This is a genomic window from Agaribacillus sp. DX54 (genome assembly GCF_056858335.1).
On the sequence record NZ_JBXEQE010000011.1, the window covers coordinates 1 to 17,377 of the forward strand.

Genomic DNA, 17,377 nt, shown 5'->3' on the forward strand with positions numbered 1-17,377 from the left:
GGTCAAAGGAGCCTGTGGAGCTCTTAATCGTTTTTTTCCCTTGCCCGTTACGTTTATTACCCCCCTCGCGCTTCTGCTCATCCAGATGCTCGCTCATCTCCGCTTCAAGGGCTGACTCCAGGAATTGTTTCAACATCGGTGCGAAGGCACCATCTTTACCAAAAAGTGAGTGGCCTGATTTGAATTGCTCTAAAGCTTGCTTCTGTAATTCGTTTAATTCTTCTTGTGTCATTACTCTTCTAAGTTATAAATTTCTAATTATTTTAACTTAGACAGAATTTAATTTACAGTCTCCAGGCACAAAGAACAAACTAAAATTATATTTTAATACCCCAACCTAAAAGGTGTTTTGGCGCCATCATTTGTTAATTTTCTTGGTAACAAAATGATTTTCCCCAGGTTTTTTTCCTACACTTCATCAATCAATATCTTCCAATGCCCGCCCCTATCACCACCTGTTCGCTCTATTACCCCTTTTTCTTTCAATTTCTCTATATGCTTTTGTATTGCCGATTCATTAATTTCCAGACTATCTGCCATTTCCTTCCGGGTTATATCAGGTTTGTCCTGAATAAGATGTAACACTTCAGCCTGCCTGGTAGTTAAGGACACTTTCTGACCACCTTTCTGACCACCTTTCTCCACAGTTTTAACCGCGATCCTCTTGGTATAAAAAGTAATCTTATAAAAATCCAATCCGCCCTCAACTTCAGGTGTATTCTTATAATAACCTTGCCATCCCGAAAACATTTTCTCAAAACCCGATCCGGCGCTCTCTGCCAATTTCAATACCCTGAATGCTCTGGCAATAATTGGATTTCTAGGCTGTGTAAAGTCCTCTTTCATGATAGACGCTAAATCCTTTGGCAATCTCCCTGGATTCATAAATTCAATTCTATCGGTGAAAACCCGTATCCTAGGTTTCATGGAACTGAAATAGTCGGAGTGCATCAACAGATTAACCAATGCCTCCCTGATAGCTACCAGTTGCGGCTGGTTGTCTGTCGCTAGTCCACTGCTGGTCATGGTAAAGGGCAACTCGATCTTTTTAGAAAGCCTGTCCATAATACTGAAAAAATACTGGTACAGGTTTTCTTCTTCACTAATACGGTAAGTGAATCGAACCTCTGCATCAGAATAGGAGGTTCCGGGTATTTCGAAGTAATCTACCCGGAAGTCTATGAGCAGATCCTCAATATTGTCATATTTACCAAAAACCAGCAAACCGCCAATAGTTACCTTTCCACCTTTAATGACTTGCAATTTTTCCAGTAATTCAACATCGCCCAACTTATTGTATCTATGTCCCGGATTAGTGATCCTCAGAAAGGACTTGTAGCTTTCAATGTTGGATTTATGTAAGTCATCAAAGCTATATTTAGTCAGTTCCTTATCCTTGTGCCGAATGCCTGATCCCGGTACATTGAATCTATTTCCGGCTTAGTAGCTCGCTGGTCGCCACTGGCCGTGCGAATGAATGTATTGGCAAGCGCATTGAAATAAACCGGCTTTTTATCAGAAATGGGGATATAAAAAGCGAGTATTGTCCCTTCCGGAAAATCGTATTTCCGGCAATCAGGGGTAATCTTTACGTTGAATTTATCGCTGCGCAGGGTGTTCGTGAAATCTTGTTCAATTTTTTCGGGATTTTTAACACCGTTTATGATAAATCCTTTCCCCTTTTTACTCACACCAAAGACCAGCCAGCCACCAGCAGTATTGGAAAAAGCACTTACCGTCTCCCAAATGCTTTTAGGAACTTCAGAACGAGCCTCTTTTACTTCGAAGTCTTCCCACTCTATGTCATTTAACTTCGCTATGAGTTCTTCTTTTGTCATATTTCCCACTTGGGACCGCAGTTAAAAACTCTCAATCAGTTCTTTTCAGAGATTGATTTCAATAAATCATTTAAACAAGCTTCCAATATTCCAACTGCCTTGCAAAGCACATCTTTAAGAAGGTGTACAATGAAAAAGAGTTTTGTAAAAATATCTTATTTTTTGGGGTGGACATAATTAATCTCATTCCAAAACAGCTATATTCAGAATCATCAATTATGCCTTATGTGGTGGTAAAATGTTCAGAATTTTAATTCGAAAGGTATTTGCAGGATATGGACAAAATCAGGGTACTACCGGACATTCACATTGATTTATTCCAGTCTGTTTTCAAAGGCAGAGAAGATGTTTTTGCCATACATTGGGAAAAGGGTAATAAAAGTGGATACATGACTGCCTATCAATATGACCCGCATATGTATCGTCTTGATAAAATGAAAGGTGGTACCCTTAGAAACTATAAAGACAAGACTTCCCTGACACTAACCGATGAGCAGGTCAACCAACATCTGAATGGTGAACAACTGATTGGTATTTAACTTTTGCGTTGTTTCGCCTTACCTAGTCCTATCTTAAAATCATCCATGTTGCCGTGTATCTTCAGGTTTAGGTAGCGCACTTTCTTATTTGGGTCGAGTTCTATAATCTCATCATCTCGCGTTTGGCCATCTGCGTTTTTTTTATCGCCAAACAGTTTGTAGCGAGCCGCTTGTTTGATAGTCTTCCAGGGGATTCTCAGGAAGTACTCAATATTGTGATCGATATCCTGGGTGCCTGATAATTCCATGTGACCCAGCGTTGACTCAATGGTCATATTAGGTATTGTTATCTGTCCATTAGTGATGTCCAGGTGATTCTTGAGCGTATCAAACCGGATGTTTTTAAGATCCTTATCACCCATATAATCAGATAGCATTAACATAAGCTCGTAATCCTCTAATCTGCCATCCAGCACTTCTACATCCATGTGGACTTCCGACTGATCCAGATCCGGAACTAAGTCGGGATATACCCTAATGTTTCCGGTGATTCGAGTCGAAAGCCGGCCATGCAAGTTCTCAGACACCACATGATCTTGTCCAAAGTTTTCAAATTTGAACATCAACTTATCAATATTCACATCCTTAATAATTAAATCAGGCTTCAAATAGATGTGTTTCGGATCACTACCATTGAAATAGCCCGACATCTTGATGCTACCCCCAGCCGCATTCATATTAAGGGTGTCTATGTAGATGTAATGGTTTTGTGTAGTGCGCAAATGCGCATTGATATGCTGCAGATCGATACGGTGATAAATGAAGTGTTCGACATTCACATCAAATTGCACATCCGTAAAGGGTAGCTTATAGAGGTTAAAAGCTTCAGCGTGTTCCTGCACATCAGCAGTTGTTGTAACAGCTTTTGTTGCTGTTGTTTTAGAAGGAGTCGAAGGGGGCAGATTGAAATTGAAAAGCTGATCGAAATCGATGTAGTTCGCCTTCAGACCAAAATAATTGTCACGCTTTTTAATAGCTTCATCATCCCCAAGATAATAGTTCATGTTTACATCAAAAACCGTTCTACCCATTTTGCCATGAAACTTCTGTATCATGAAATGATCATCCTCATAGTGGAAGTGACCTTCAAAATCCTCAAATTGCATGGGATGTACGTGCATTTTGGCATTGAACTTATCAAGGTCAATATCTATGGAGTGTAATGCCGATTCCTTATAATGCATACTTGAATTCACATGCAAAGCCAGGTTTTCAAACTTCTCGTGGCGATAGTCCTCCGGTACGTAGTTTGCTCCCTGATAGGAAAAGATGTCTTCCAGTCGCAATAAGTCAGATGTGAAAGTAATATCCAGATCCACGTCACCATTAAGATCTTCCTGCATCCAGGATCTGTAATCATGTACCAATCCATTGAAATGAAAATCGGAATCATCGATAAAACCGGTAAAATCTACAATTTTTAAATCCCGATCGTCAATCAGAAAGTCTACATGGAAATCATGCAATTCGTGTGGATAATGTTTAAGTCGGGCATGCAGACTATCAATAAAGAATTCTCCCTCGGGTAGATAACGCGACTCCGTAAAAGCTTTGGCTGAAGATTTAAAGGAGAACCCAACGCTCAAATCCTCAATCCGTTCATTGATGCCGGTACGGTCTTTCTCTGAATAGCCGGTTATTTCTGCGATATCGAATACATCCGACTCAATTCCCAGGTGTGCAACTACCGGTATATTCGTGTGATGCACAATGGCAGGAAGGTCGGATAAGTATCCGGTCATGGATAAATCGGATTTACCCAGTAACATATCAAATTGATCGAGGGTAGCCTGTTTCCCATTCATTATAAGGTGCATATCAAGCTGTTTTAATGGTGTGGGAAGGTGTGCGGAAGACAGGCATAGATTTGTCACTTTCAGCTCACTAAAATACGCCTGGTTAAGGTCATTGAGCGCAAGTTCAGGTTGATCCAGGTCAATAATATCGTGAAACTTCATTTCCAGCGATACATTTCCCGAGGCATTTTCTATGTGGGTGAGATTTAAGAAACCTGCCAGAAATTCCAGGTTAAAGTCTGCATTCAATTGCATATCCACCTCCGGTTCTTCAAAGTTGCTAACGACAACGGAACCCAAAAACTTTCCGGATTCCAGTTTGGCAGTCATGTCGGTCAGCGAGAATTCCATGGTGCGCATATTGCGTTCTTCACCATTGGTGAAGTATCCTTTAAAACCCATGTCATTAATGCGCTTACCCTTATCGGTGTTTTCCAGGAAGGCCTCACTTGCTCCGAACTTCGCGTCAATAAGCGGCATTTGTCCATGGAGTGTAGGGCCTTGAACCACGGCATTGAAATAGATTTTTCCCGCGTTTTTGTAGCGTTCCAGAACTGGTATGAGGTCCTCCGGAGCAAAAGCAATGAGCATATCGAAATTGGGCTTCGTACCCTTCACGGCAAGATCAATGTTCATGTCATTTTTGGTATCCAGCGATCCTTCCAACTCAAATTCACCATGTTCCATTATTATACCGGAAGGTTTAATTGTGAGCAGTCCGGTATTTTCATCAAGTGTAACATCTGTATGAAATTCAAAATGTTTGTGATGGATATAGGTAGTGTCGCCATTATCAATCACATTCAATTCAAATTCAGTATCAATATGGGCCGAAATCAAGCCATTGCCTGTGTTAAATCCACCTTTGGCCCAGTAGATGAAAGTCTCGACATCCGTACCGGTAGCTTCATTCAGCTTGTGAATATCCAACTTACGTAGCGCAATATTCTTGAGATGAATGGCCACTGGTTCTTCCTCACCTGTCTCACCAGAAGCCTCAAGCGCATTTTGAAGATTGGTTGTTCCATGCTCATGCAGCACAATATTAAAGAATCCTTCTTCTATAAGAAGTGTCTGAATATCATAGTTTCCGCCCACAATATCCCATATATCGAAACCGACATAGATATCGGCAACATCGAGGATAACCGATGCATCATCCTCTTTGGTTTCATACACATGTACATCATCCACCTTTATAGAAATGTAGGGGAAGTTCTCAAAGGGTGATAAGTGGGAATTGCCTACCACGATAAGGCCTTTGTGCCGCTTGTTTAACGTAGTAATTTGATCTTGAAGAATATCGTCCTTCTTTACGTATATAAATAGCAACAGGATACCAAAAAACAGTACCGGCAGCAGGATTGTAATGGAAATAAACCACCACCGGAATTTTCGGCTTTTCAAGAATTTGAACTTCATGACCTTTCTTACGCTTAGTGTAGTTAACGTCCAGATATGGCATGTGCCCCTGGAATTTCCTAAATTTCTGCAACTTATCAGATTTGTACTGTAGTTTCAAATGACTATTAGAGTTTTGTACTACATCGTAAGTTAGCGATGAAAAATAAAGTAGTCGATCATGACCTCATACTGAAAAAACGGACTACAAAAAAAGTCGATATCTGATTTAAAAACTACTATTCTGATCGTCCCCGGAACCACTGACTATCAGCCTGGATACTTTCCACCTCTTGCTTAGAGACAGCATTGACGTAAAAAAATTCATATTGGCCAATCGTCTTGCAAACCAATACCCCCATCCATCTCATCAATCTCAAAATCAGTCAGAAGGCACTTGTTCAGGTCAGCAATAATCTTTTCCTTATTCATATCTTGTCCAATAAAGACCAATTCGTTCATTCTGTCACCCCATTTTTTATCCCATTTGGCTTGAATTTGGTCTTGACTTTCCATGTATGACTGACTCATTGCCCGTTGTTTAACGGGTACACTTGCCCACCACCGCCCATACACCTCTGCCTTCAAAGATCCGCCCGCCTGACTCCACAGGATAGCCTTATCAGGCCTTGAAGCAATCCAGAAGATGCCTTTGCTTCGGATGATAGTGGTTGGAAAATCCTGTCCCACATAATCCAGGAATCGTTGAGGGTGGAAGGGTCTGGAATTTTGATAAACAAATGAGCCGATACCGTATTCTTCTGTTTCCGGTCTATGAGAAATGCCCTTTTGTGCTAACTCCAGTTCTTTCTGCCATCCGGCTGACTGCTCTGCAATTTCATAGTTGAACAAGCCTGTATTCAGAATTTCTTTGGGGTTCACTTTGCTGTGGGTGGTTCGAATGATTTTTGCCGTCGGGTTCAGTTTGTGAAGTGTCTCTTCCAACAAGCCTATTTGGTCTCCGGTTACCAGGTCTGACTTATTCAAGATGATCACGTTGGCAAACTCCACCTGATCAGTTAACAGATTAACAATAGAGCGATCGTCTTCCTGATCATCTGTCATTTTACGATCCAGTATAGTTTCTGCGCTTCCAAAATCTTTGAAGAAGTTAAAGGCATCCACCACTGTGACCATCGTGTCCAACCTGCTGATTTGAGTAAGATCATACAGTTCATCTCCGATAGCAAAAGAAAAGGTCTGTGCCACGGGAACAGGCTCAGAAATACCGGTACTTTCAATCAGCAAGTAATCGAACTTATTCATCTTAGCCAATTTTTCTACCGCTATCATGAGGTCTTCACGAAGTGTGCAGCAGATACAGCCGTTACTCATTTCTACCAGCTTTTCATCTGTTCGAGAGAGTTGGGTTCCATTGGCAATTAGCTTTTCGTCAATATTCAATTCACTCATATCATTAACAATAACAGCTACTTTTAAACCTTGTCGGTTATTGAGCACATGATTGAGCAAAGTAGTTTTACCCGCTCCCAGGAAACCACTTAATACGGTTACAGGTAATTTTTTCTCTTTCAAGAAATTCATCTTAGTCATTTATAAGGTCCTCCTAATATTTTGTTCTACTCATTTTATGCTACTCCGGCACATAAATAATCTCACCATTTTCTAACTCATAGGCTATGCCTATTCGCTTGCCTTTATTGCCTTCTCTTTTAGTACTATTGCCGGATTTGTAGCGACTTATCTCGTCGCCTTTCTTGGTAATGATCTCCATGTTGTCTTTGCCCGGGTTTTTCACCATCGTAAAGTCTTCTTGTGTGAACATCTCAGTTATGTTGAAGTGTGCTACCAATGCTACCATCAGTGCCACCGCAAACACCATGGCCACATCGAAGAGATTGGCAACCGATGAAATGGGATCATCGTCTGGCTGATGGTGTAAAAATTTATTTTTTCTCCTGCTCATTTTCTTCTGTAATTAAATCCGCGATGTAATTCAATTGCGAAAGGTCCCTGGCAAACCATCGTTGCTTTACCTCTGTCAAAAGATAGCCGATCGCCCCCACAATCAGCCCTACAACCGTGGTGGAGAAAGCTACTTGCATATTTTCAGCCATCGAGGCAATATTACCGGATGCCAAACTTACCAAAGCCGGCCCCATAGGTATTAAAGTTCCCATCAATCCCAAAACAGGCCCAAGCTTTGACATACTCTTGGTAGTGGCCAACTGACGAGACATAGCTATTTCAAAATCGGCCAGAGTTTTTTCCCTGTTAACGGGTGATTGAATCGCTTTGAGCAGGTGTCCCATATAGATCATTACATCGCCTTTACCTGTGGGAATTCCCTGATTACCCAACCCGCTCTTGGCAACAACGCCGAGGTAGGCATCCAAAGCTTTGGAAGTTTTCAGGCGGGTGATATAGGCTCCATAAAAGGTACCCAAAGCCACAAGTGCCCGAAGAAACAACAAAATCAAAATCACCACTACCGGCAACATCAAACCGGTAGATATCCAATACAATACTTTGTTTAATATTTCCATTTAAATTTTATTCGATTCTTAAAAATTGACCAGCCCCAACCGATCAAAAACATAAGGATAGCGAGGCCAAAAACTACCAACAATGGATTGAATTCTATTTCAGTATCAGTGGGGCGATAAGGCAACACCTGACAAAAAACCGTGATCATCACAGCGCCCAAAATCTGCCCGAAGCATAGAATATAGCGCAATTCCATTCTCAAATGGTTTTCCGGAATAATCCATTTTATTCCTAATGGAAAAAGGAATATGATTACACCAACGCCAACTGAGAAATATAGCCCGAGCGCATCAAATTCCATTTTTGTAAAGGAATAGAAGGTCATCATTTGTGCATAAAGCAACACCACAAACAATATAATACCCGGGAAAAAGCTTGCATACCGCTTGTACTTGCTGACCGGCTTTCCAAAATAGCCTTTCAACATAGCCAGGTCAATGCCGATGAAAATGAGGGCCTCCACCACCTGGATGACCGCCAAATTTTGCATCATGACCACATCACCGAGCCATAGATCCAACTGATCCCTGCTTTGCTCAATCATCCAGGGGTACAACAGGTATGAAATAAAGGACAGCAGCAGTCCGGCTGTTAATCTTGGCAATAGCCTCCAGTGGCTCATTTGAAAAAATGAACTCAAGGATGCCAATACCAACAACAACCGGACTACCAATTCCATTTATTCCTGTCTTCTTCGCTTGATAATCAAAAACACAGACAACAGCATGATCAAACCAATGACCATGTAAACTATCATTGATTTGTTGTCACTCTCTATCTGGCTTTCTTCGCCCGCTGCCATGATGGTTTCTTTCTCAAGTACCATCCCTTCCTCAGAAGCCTCCGGCTCCTTCACTGTTTTTAATGCTGCTTCGTAGTTCACCAATAACTCTTCGGAAAGATTTTCTGAAATAAAATCCTTTAGCTTTGCATTGTCACACACAAAACCGCTGCATCCGGCTTTATGCTCCTTTATTAATTCAGTGTGCAAAGCGGCGAGTTCTTTTATCTGCTTTTCGGAAGCTTTCCAATAACCTTTGCGAATGGTTTCCAACATGACAGCGGTCATCTCTTGTAAGGCATAAGGGTTTTCCCTTTCGAAGAAGTCATGAACATTCAAGCTCAGTTCATCTCTCACATAAACGTCATGCAGATTATTCCAGAGTGCGTCATCTATTTCTGCCGGTTTCATCACATTCCACCCGTATGTATTACGGAACGTTTCGGCAAAGGTCTCCGCAGAAGTAGCTCCACCCTTCATGTATTCTTTAATGTATTTCGGGTTAAGTAAGGTGGTTCTTGCCTCTATCCAAAGCGCTTCTTTCAGCCCTTGAACTTTAGCCTTGGAAGGATTTCTAAAATCGTTGAAATAAGCATCCGGATCATTGCCTGTCACCGATCTAACAGCCATACTCAAACCACCCATGAATTCATATACGTGATCCAGGCTTAAGCCGCCCCAAGTATTGCTTTCGCGAGGTTGGACCACTATTTCAGTATGCTGCAATGCTGCTTCAAATACACCTGCCTTAAATGCCCCCCAATTTTCTCCTTCATCATAGATAGCTCCCATGTTATTAATGTAGGTCTTAGCCACTTCCTCTTCATTTTCCCAACGATCTCCTTTTTCCACCATCTCCATGATCTTGGTTCCATAGTTACCATTCAATCCTCCAAAAACCCGCTGTGTGGACCATGCTCTGGCTTGTTTTGGCGATAGCCCTTTTTCTTTCATAAAGACCTCGGCAGCCAATACACCGGCTTTCACATAGTTATCTTCGGAATCATCAGCTTCAGCCGCCATTTTCACTGCTTTGTTAATCAGGAACATCCTGGATGCTGCCAAATCACGGAACTGACCTGCTGTTTGTAAGACCACATCGATTCTTGGTCTACCCAATGCTTCTATCGGAATGAGCTTAACATCTGTCACCCGGCTGAAAGGATCACGTACCGGCTCAACACCAAGTAAGTTGAAAATCTGGGCAATCATGGCCCCTTCCGTATCTATAAAATCGCCAGGCCATAGTGTGAAACTCACTTTCTTAGGGTAAGCTCCATGTTTTTCGTAATGCGTTAACAGTAAAGTTTTAGCCAATGATTTCCCAACATTCCAAGCCTCAGGGGAAGGTGTCTTTTCAGCGTCAATGGAAAACAAATTGCGTCCGGTAGGGACGGTGGCCGGATTGGTTATCGGATCACCCCCTGAGGAGGGAGTGATATAGCCGCCGTTTAATCCTGTAAGCACCGCTTGTAGCTCGGCCTGCGTGCTGGAGACGAGGTTTGTTCGATATTCACCGACTGACCGAACGGCCCGCTCAATACGCAATACGGCCGTGCCAAATTCTTCTTCTTTTCTTTCCGCAGCTAATAGCGCCAATTCTACTTTATCCACTGCCCCTTTCATATCAGTCTCAAAACTGTCTTCTGACCAATAGGGAGATAATACATCCGGCTGTTGCTGATCAATGAGCTTCCATTGGCTTAGGTACATTTTCAATCGCGACAGGTGTGCCTCGAGCTGGGTACGGGAGGCCGTTTCAATTTTTTTCGGGTCAGTCACTAACTGTAATGAACCGATGTACCCGGGCGCGGTAAGTTGAGCGATGGTTTCTTTTTCCGCGCGCGCGCTTTCCAATGCCACCTGCTCAGACAGGCGCTCATCCTCCAGCAATTCAAAAGTCATTCGCCTCAGCGACTCTTTTTGCATCATTTTGAGTAAGGCAAACACATCCGGTTGCTGGCCTATTTCCAAGGCTTTTGCCATCGCGGGTATGGCTTTAGCCACTTTTTTAGCTTTTTCCAGCGTTTGAGGATCTAAAATTCCCGAACGCTGCTTAAATTGTTTGTCAGACTTCAGATTCTCGATGAAATCAACCCGTTCAGGAAAGGGCGAAATGGCGATGACCAAGCGCTTGAGTTCAGCGATTTCCTGATCCGTGGGTCCACCGGGCTTTTTCTTTCCATGCCCATGGGGACGGCCTTTTTTGGCATTTGCATCTCCCATACCAATGAATCCTCTCACAATATCCGCATCGGACATGCCTCTGGTACGCTTCTTCCAGGCCCTGGCAACCTCCAGTTCGCTTGGGTCTACCAAATCCGCCAAGACATCTTCCGGAGCACTCCCTTTGACCGTCATCCTGGCTATGGCGGTTTTTGCTCGGTTACGGTAATGTCGGTCGAAGTAAACCTGGTTATCCAATTGCTTTTGTGAGACTTTCCCTTTGAGCTTGTCCAGGGAAGCCAGGCTGTAGGCGATCGGGTCGAGTGCCATTAGTGTGGCGGTATTGTCTTTCTGTTCATCCGGGTATGCCTCGCCAATGGTGTAAAGTCCCCCTGTCACCTTGGCATTCCTCACTTCTTCTACATGGTTGGAGAGATTGAAGATGGTCTCATCGTTATAATGGCCTGTACTGTCCAGTTGCAAGTCGGTATGTAAGTCAAGTTGCAAGACCAATTGGCCAATACTCTTTCGGTATTGCTCTCGCACGGCCCCTTTGGCCCCGACAAATGCGGTAAGCTTGTCGCTCAGCTTCTTTAAGTCTCCCGTAACTTCAGATTCCATAAATGGTGGTGTGAGGTAACTCAAAGTTGTCGCGTAGCTTCTTCGCTTGGCGATAATGCCTTCACCAACATTGCTGATTGTGTAGATGTAAAAATGAGGGATAATGCCTATGAGTGCATCTGACCAGTCATAACCGGATAAGGCTACCTGTTTGCCGGGGGTAAACTCTAAACTTCCATGCGTGCCCCAGTGAATGACGGCATCTGCCTGAAACTTGTTACGCGTCCAGAGGTAGGAGGCGATGTAGGGATGAGGTGGCGCAGCTTTGGTACCATGAACGATTTGGAAGGTATTCTCACCCAACCCGGCCAGGGGCTGAGGCAGCAACACTACATTACCAAACTGCAACCGGGCCACTGCGATGTAGTCTTTGCCGTCTTTGCTTGTGGAAAGATACTCCCCCGGTGCATCCCCAAATTTGTCTTTTACCAGTTGATAACTATCCTCTTTAAGGTCTTTCGCCACCCATTGTTCATAAAGCGAGGTCTCCACCAAAGCAGGATTTCCGTTTTGCAGAAAGTCGTCAAAGGCGCCTTTGGCATAGGGACCCAATACCGAACCTTGTATCTTGATCATTTCCCATAGTTCATCGGCAGAAGCCGGAAGATTCTCCACGGTGTACCCTTCCTCTTTCAATTTAACCAATGTGTTGTATATAGAGGGCACTACTTCCATGTTAGCCGCTACCATGGCATTGAGGCCAGGGCCCTTGAAGTAGTAAATGGCCACTTTTTTATCCTTATTGGACTTGGCTTTTAGCGTGAGCCATTTTTCGACCATATCACCGAACTTTTCGAGCCTGTCGAGAATGGTTTGGAAGGATAGATAACCTTGGTCATCTTCGTATTGAGCGATGATAGCATATGGGTTGATCCCACCGTCTATTTCGGGTAGGACCACACTCATGGAGAGCAATGGGCCTGCAAATCCTTGCGGATCATCCACCCAATCATTAAATGGTTGAAATACGCTGAGAGGCGTGAGCAGTGGGATATTCTTTTCTTTGAGCCAGCCAATAGCTTCATTCTCCTGTCCAAGAGTAAGCCTGCCGTGAGGCATTAAGATCACCAGGTCAGGGTTAACCTGCTTTAAAAACTCCAGTCGTTTGGTCGCTGCGCTGATCGTGTAGACATTGAATTGGCGGCTTTCCAACATGCTGATTAAATCGTCAACATGGTCACGATTAGCATTGAACGGACCGGGGACACTGGTTAGCAAAGCTACTTTTGGTTGTCCTGACTTATGAATCCCCTCCACAGTCAAATAGTTATTGTAGGCATCAAAGTCTTCAAAAATGGCGCTCTCTTCCAGGTGAATAAAAACATCTCTGGGTATGGATTTGGGCGCTTCGGGCGTATCGACAAACCAGGTTTTCCCATCCATTTCCTTACGGACATAGGTCAAAAGGTTCGTGTAATTGGCCGTACCTCCGTATCTGAAATAATCAGTGACATTGTCTAAAGTCTCTCCTTTGAGATTAGTCACGTCAACATTAGGATTGGTAGCTGCTTCCACGAAAAGGTTGACTCCCGCATAGCCGGCATGCCGGAGGGTCTGCATTTGTTCAGGTGACATTTGAAAGCCACGACCAAAGATGAAAACCGCAGAATAGTCACGAACTTTATTCAACTGATCCAATTCCAACGCATCAATCTGTATCCAACTGTTTTGGTTGGACTTGCTGATGCGAGAGAGCTGAAACTCACGGTAATTAATGAAGGCGATCTTGGTGGTGCTGACATGTTTGCGGTAAAACCTGGACGATACAACCACCAGGATTATGAATATCAGCATAAATCCAATCCGCTTAAACAATATTTTCCTGGAACGCTTCATGGTCTCGATACAAAGAGATGCACCTCACTACAACGGCAACAAGGTTTGTCAACGATCAATTTTTATTCAGTGATAAGTTCGTATTCGAAAGTAGGGTTACCGTTTTCCGCATTATCACCACCTTTATAGGCCAGAAAACGTACTTTGTAATGGTTTCCATCCTGGTCTTTTACCAAATAGGTGATGAAATCATAAACTTTGTATATTCCCGCGCTGTGCGGTTGAAGGATCTGCAGCCAGGACCGGCCAATGGCATCACCTGCAGTCGAACCGCCAATTGTGCTGAAGTCTTGCAGCGCCAATTCCTCGTAGTTACCGTCCTCGATGGCCTTTTGATTTTTTTCAGCATTTGGATCATCATTTTGCTCCAAATCGTCAAATGGGTCATCTTTTGCTACTTCCACACCACTGTAGTAATTGGTAATGGCAGAAGCTGTCAATCTGTATATATCACAGTTAATACCTGGCTGAGCCCCAGTACCCAATGCTGCACATGGAGCGCCAGTACGTACGGAAACACCCGTTAAGACAAAGTCCCAATTCAGAGGTTCTACTGTTACTGTTTGATTATCAATCAGTGAAAAGAAGGTAAAGTTGCCAGTGTTATGGCTGATGGTATTGGTTACTGCATTGGTGCCATCCAGATTGGCATACTGAATAGTAACATCCGATGAGGTGCTCTCTGTGATCATGATTTTTTTCTTGCCGAGCGCATTGCCATTTTCATCCACACCCAGGTCGACAATGTATGGCGTGTTGGTCTGCCAACCGGCCAAGGCCGCAGCGCTCAGGTCGCCATCTTCAGAATCATAAGCATATACCAGCCCATCATCACCAGTTACATCATCGAAGTTGCTCTCGGTTGGCGTAGCTACGGCAACCCTTTTTGCAGTATTGGTTCGAATAGCATTGCCATTATTTTCAAAAGCCAGTTCCCAGGTATTCACATTTACAGATGTCATGATGCTTTCACTTAGATTTACATACACCTGCTTAGATAGATCGGCACCCATTTCAGCCGTGAGGGTTGCACCTGGCTGCGTACTATCGCCCGGAGCAGGATCGTCATCACTGCAGCCCATAAAGAATAAAGCAGCTAATAAGCTAAAATAGAATCGATTGCGTGTGTTCATATTTATTTGTTTATTGAATAGTTGACTTTTATAAAAAATGCCCGTCCCCAACTAATAGGGTAAAAAGCTTCTCGTCCGGTCTGAAGTACCAAACCTTTACTTCCTTCTCCTGTCAAGCTTATATCGGTAATATCAAAAATATTTTTTGCCCCCACGGTGGTAAATAATCGTCCCTTGAGTAGTGGTTTGGAAACGCTTACGTCAAGCGTGTGATAGTCTTCGAGTGTTAGCACGCCAATGCTTCCATCCTGATTCCTTGAAAATTCCGAGATACGTCCATTGTATTTGTAGAATAAGTTAAACCGGGTATTCAGCTTTTTAAGAAAGTGGCTGGCATTCAGGTTGGCTTCATAGCTATTGTAAAAGCGGTCATCAGCCTCACTCCCCGAGCGAGCCAACATACCAAACCCGGGACTCAGGCGTATTCCGTTTGGCCAGGCGAATTCTGCCGTAAGGTTAAAGCCATAAGATTTGAAATTGGGGATGTTTTCGTAAATACGGGCTACAGGGACATTTTTAGGGACTTCATCGGGTAGGGTTTCTCTATCGATGATTTGCAAAAGGTCAATTTTATTATCGATCCTTGAAAAGAATAATGAGGAGGTAAGTGCGGCAGCAACGCTGCCAATGGCAGGCCTCCAGGTGGTGGAGGCATTGAGATTGTTTCCGACCTCAGGCTGCAATTCCCTGTTCCCTACAATGTAATGGTTTGCATCAATGAATTCATAGTATAGCTCACGTACGGATGGGGTTCGATAACCTTTACCATAAGAAAGGCGAAGATCAAATTTTCTACTATTGGCAAACATGACGTTCAGAGAAGGTAGCAGCGGTAAATCGGCATTCAAAAAATCAATGTCCTTCGTATCGTAGCTGTTGCTATAGGTGTAACGCAACGCCGGTTGTACTTTTATTTTTGAGCCTATTGGTATTTCTATGGCAGTAAACAGGCCGTATTCATTTACATTCCCATCAGCATCAGCGGTAATCCTGCCTCCACTGGCAGAATTGAGTGATGCTTCATACCCGGCAGTCAAATAAATACCCTGATCTTTTCTGGTATCTCCATAGACATAAGTACCTCTGAACGTCCAGGTCTTGAAACTGGTAGTGTCATGATCTTCCGCATCCGAGCTTAACCAACGAATGTCATCGATAACATCTTGTAAATATCTCCGGCTTCCTTGCTCAAACCTGGAAACCCCGTTTACCAGATTGAGATAATGCTTATCAGAAAACTTTCCATCCAATATGAAAGAGCCGTTCAGTCTGTTGGTGTTTATATCACCGTCATTGGCGATTTCAGAGAGCTTGCCTGTCCTGTTGTTAAAGGCGCTGGCGGCATTGCCATGACTGGTCGAATTTTGCCGCAGCATGTCAACAGAGCCGGTAACATTAAGTGCTTCGATCCTGGTTTTCACTTTGGCATTGGCCAGATACTGAGTTCTTGGGATCCAGTTTTCCTTGCGCTCTCCGGTTGAAGAAAAACCGTCAAACCGATTTCTGGCTCCACCTATACTTATTGATGTGTTTTCCCAGCCTTTCGCCCATGAAATATCCAGGTTGTACTGGCCGACCGACTCATAATAAGCGCCGGTATTGACCATAGACTCCCCGGCTCCATAGCTTTTGGTAATGATATTAATAGTACCGGCAAGTGCATTCGTACCGTATTGCACAGACAGTGGCCCTTCTACAATTTCCACACGCTCCACATTATTCATATTGATCTGGCTAAGGTCAAATTCACCTCCCGATCCATTGACCAGCGGAATTCCATCCACCAGCATTTTTACATTAGGCCCTGAAATTCCCTGCATCACCACGCGGGTTCCCAACACATCATCCTGAATGGTTTTCAAATTAAGCTGTGTTTGCAATACATCGGCCAAATTCACCGATCCGCGTGCTTCAATAAAGGAGACATCCAGCTTCTTTACTGTATAAAGCGATCGAGCACTTGTGGTCGGTACGAAAGATCCTGTTACAACCACTTCATCTAATCCAAAAACATCCTCTTTCAAGTAGATTTTAACAGATTCTCCCGGTTTAATTAACTGTTCAACGGTCAAGAATCCAACACTGGCGATTTTTATTAAAGTAGGTACATCAATATTTAAATGCGCTTTGCCTTCGAGATCCGTAACCCAGCCGGCGCTACTTGCGCCGTTTCCAGTCACTTGCAAGGTTGCTCCTATCAATGGAGAGCTGTCAGTTATTGAAAGAACCGTGACCGTAGTTTTTTCCTGACACAACAGTAAGTCTGTACAAAATGACATTAACACAAATAGCCATACATATTTGCTACCCGCATTAATCAATAGATTATTGTAATTCATTTTTCAATGAAAGTGCATTAACATCAGCCAACAGAGAGATGCTTAACCGCTCACAAATTACTTTGGTTATCTATGCTGATTTTCAGTTGTATTGATTTGATATGAACTTATAAGTCAGTGATTCTCCGGTTGACTTATTCATTCTAAATGGCGTGCTCAGCCTACCGATGGAGGAGCTCTCAGGCTTAAGAAGTTCTCAAAAACTAAGTTCAATGACTCTCGATACGGTGGAACATAATCAATAAAAAGGGTGTATTTCGAATTAGCAATACTCACCTCTAAACAAGAGGTCCATTCGTGATATATTTCACAAAGGGAACATTCCGATGCTTCTTGTAAAGAGACTAATTCAACAAAATTCTCTTCACTGCTATTGTGATTATGATCGCAAGAATTATGATGGTTTTGTTGAAATGCAT

Annotated in this window: 12 protein-coding genes; 1 reads left to right on the top strand and 11 read right to left on the bottom strand. The window is 43.2% G+C overall.

Translation table 11 applies throughout. The features are described from left to right. The 3 genes from AC04NP_RS13435 to AC04NP_RS13445 form a co-directional block, all read right to left on the bottom strand. The coding region (locus tag AC04NP_RS13435) for a transposase (RefSeq protein WP_482860278.1) at window positions 1-232 on the bottom strand (232 nt) is incomplete at its 3' end. A 176-nt stretch (window positions 233-408) separates the two neighbouring features. Further along, on the bottom strand, window positions 409-1,290 hold the full coding sequence (locus tag AC04NP_RS13440) for an ATP-binding protein (RefSeq protein WP_482860279.1): 882 nt from the start codon (window positions 1,288-1,290) through the stop codon (window positions 409-411). A gap of 92 nt (window positions 1,291-1,382) precedes the next feature. Beyond that, window positions 1,383-1,838: an AlbA family DNA-binding domain-containing protein gene (locus tag AC04NP_RS13445; protein WP_482860280.1), complete on the bottom strand. Its 456-nt coding sequence runs from the start codon at window positions 1,836-1,838 to the stop codon at window positions 1,383-1,385. Between the two features lie 275 nt (window positions 1,839-2,113). Here AC04NP_RS13445 and AC04NP_RS13450 point away from each other — a divergent pair, with 275 nt between their 5' ends. After that, window positions 2,114-2,377 (top strand): TOTE conflict system archaeo-eukaryotic primase domain-containing protein, encoded by a 264-nt coding sequence (locus AC04NP_RS13450; protein ID WP_482860281.1) that lies wholly within the window; start codon window positions 2,114-2,116, stop codon window positions 2,375-2,377. On the opposite strand, the gene AC04NP_RS13455 is transcribed toward AC04NP_RS13450, so the two are convergent. The 8 genes from AC04NP_RS13455 to AC04NP_RS13490 form a co-directional block, all read right to left on the bottom strand. Further along, window positions 2,374-5,595, bottom strand: coding sequence for a hypothetical protein (locus AC04NP_RS13455; RefSeq protein ID WP_482860282.1), 3,222 nt, complete (start codon window positions 5,593-5,595; stop codon window positions 2,374-2,376). The two genes, AC04NP_RS13450 and AC04NP_RS13455, sit on opposite strands and share 4 nt — an antisense overlap. Window positions 5,596-5,898: 303 nt before the next feature. Continuing rightward, the gene (locus AC04NP_RS13460) at window positions 5,899-7,119 is read right to left on the bottom strand and encodes a GTP-binding protein (RefSeq protein WP_482860283.1); all 1,221 of its coding nucleotides are present in this window, start codon (window positions 7,117-7,119) and stop codon (window positions 5,899-5,901) included. Window positions 7,120-7,168: 49 nt separating this feature from the next. Further along, entirely contained in the window at window positions 7,169-7,501 is a 333-nt protein-coding gene (locus AC04NP_RS13465) for a DUF2149 domain-containing protein (protein ID WP_482860284.1), read from the bottom strand. Further along, a complete protein-coding gene (locus AC04NP_RS13470; protein WP_482860285.1) occupies window positions 7,482-8,081 on the bottom strand; it encodes a MotA/TolQ/ExbB proton channel family protein in 600 nt (199 codons plus the stop codon). The genes AC04NP_RS13465 and AC04NP_RS13470 overlap by 20 nt, the downstream gene beginning before the upstream one ends. Continuing rightward, the gene (locus AC04NP_RS13475) at window positions 8,069-8,761 is read right to left on the bottom strand and encodes a hypothetical protein (protein ID WP_482860286.1); all 693 of its coding nucleotides are present in this window, start codon (window positions 8,759-8,761) and stop codon (window positions 8,069-8,071) included. Before AC04NP_RS13475 ends, AC04NP_RS13470 begins: the two co-directional genes overlap by 13 nt. Beyond that, complete coding sequence (locus tag AC04NP_RS13480; RefSeq protein WP_482860287.1) at window positions 8,762-13,444, bottom strand: cobaltochelatase subunit CobN; 4,683 nt, start codon at window positions 13,442-13,444, stop codon at window positions 8,762-8,764. A gap of 104 nt (window positions 13,445-13,548) precedes the next feature. Further along, window positions 13,549-14,619 (bottom strand): HmuY family protein, encoded by a 1,071-nt coding sequence (locus AC04NP_RS13485; protein WP_482860288.1) that lies wholly within the window; start codon window positions 14,617-14,619, stop codon window positions 13,549-13,551. Between the two features lie 2 nt (window positions 14,620-14,621). Then, window positions 14,622-16,958 (bottom strand): TonB-dependent receptor, encoded by a 2,337-nt coding sequence (locus AC04NP_RS13490; protein ID WP_482860289.1) that lies wholly within the window; start codon window positions 16,956-16,958, stop codon window positions 14,622-14,624. Between the last annotated feature and the right edge of the window lie 419 nt (window positions 16,959-17,377).

Bases quoted from the DNA above. Each gene is read 5' to 3' on its own strand.
- AC04NP_RS13450 (WP_482860281.1), top strand. From the start codon at position 2,114: ATGGACAAAATCAGGGTACTACCGGACATTCACATTGATTTATTCCAG.
- AC04NP_RS13455 (WP_482860282.1), bottom strand. From the start codon at position 5,595: ATGAAGTTCAAATTCTTGAAAAGCCGAAAATTCCGGTGGTGGTTTATT.
- AC04NP_RS13470 (WP_482860285.1), bottom strand. From the start codon at position 8,081: ATGGAAATATTAAACAAAGTATTGTATTGGATATCTACCGGTTTGATG.
- AC04NP_RS13490 (WP_482860289.1), bottom strand. From the start codon at position 16,958: ATGAATTACAATAATCTATTGATTAATGCGGGTAGCAAATATGTATGG.
- AC04NP_RS13445 (WP_482860280.1), bottom strand. From the start codon at position 1,838: ATGACAAAAGAAGAACTCATAGCGAAGTTAAATGACATAGAGTGGGAA.
- AC04NP_RS13480 (WP_482860287.1), bottom strand. From the start codon at position 13,444: ATGCTGATATTCATAATCCTGGTGGTTGTATCGTCCAGGTTTTACCGC.
- AC04NP_RS13485 (WP_482860288.1), bottom strand. From the start codon at position 14,619: ATGAACACACGCAATCGATTCTATTTTAGCTTATTAGCTGCTTTATTC.
- AC04NP_RS13475 (WP_482860286.1), bottom strand. From the start codon at position 8,761: ATGGAATTGGTAGTCCGGTTGTTGTTGGTATTGGCATCCTTGAGTTCA.
- AC04NP_RS13465 (WP_482860284.1), bottom strand. From the start codon at position 7,501: ATGAGCAGGAGAAAAAATAAATTTTTACACCATCAGCCAGACGATGAT.
- AC04NP_RS13460 (WP_482860283.1), bottom strand. From the start codon at position 7,119: ATGAATTTCTTGAAAGAGAAAAAATTACCTGTAACCGTATTAAGTGGT.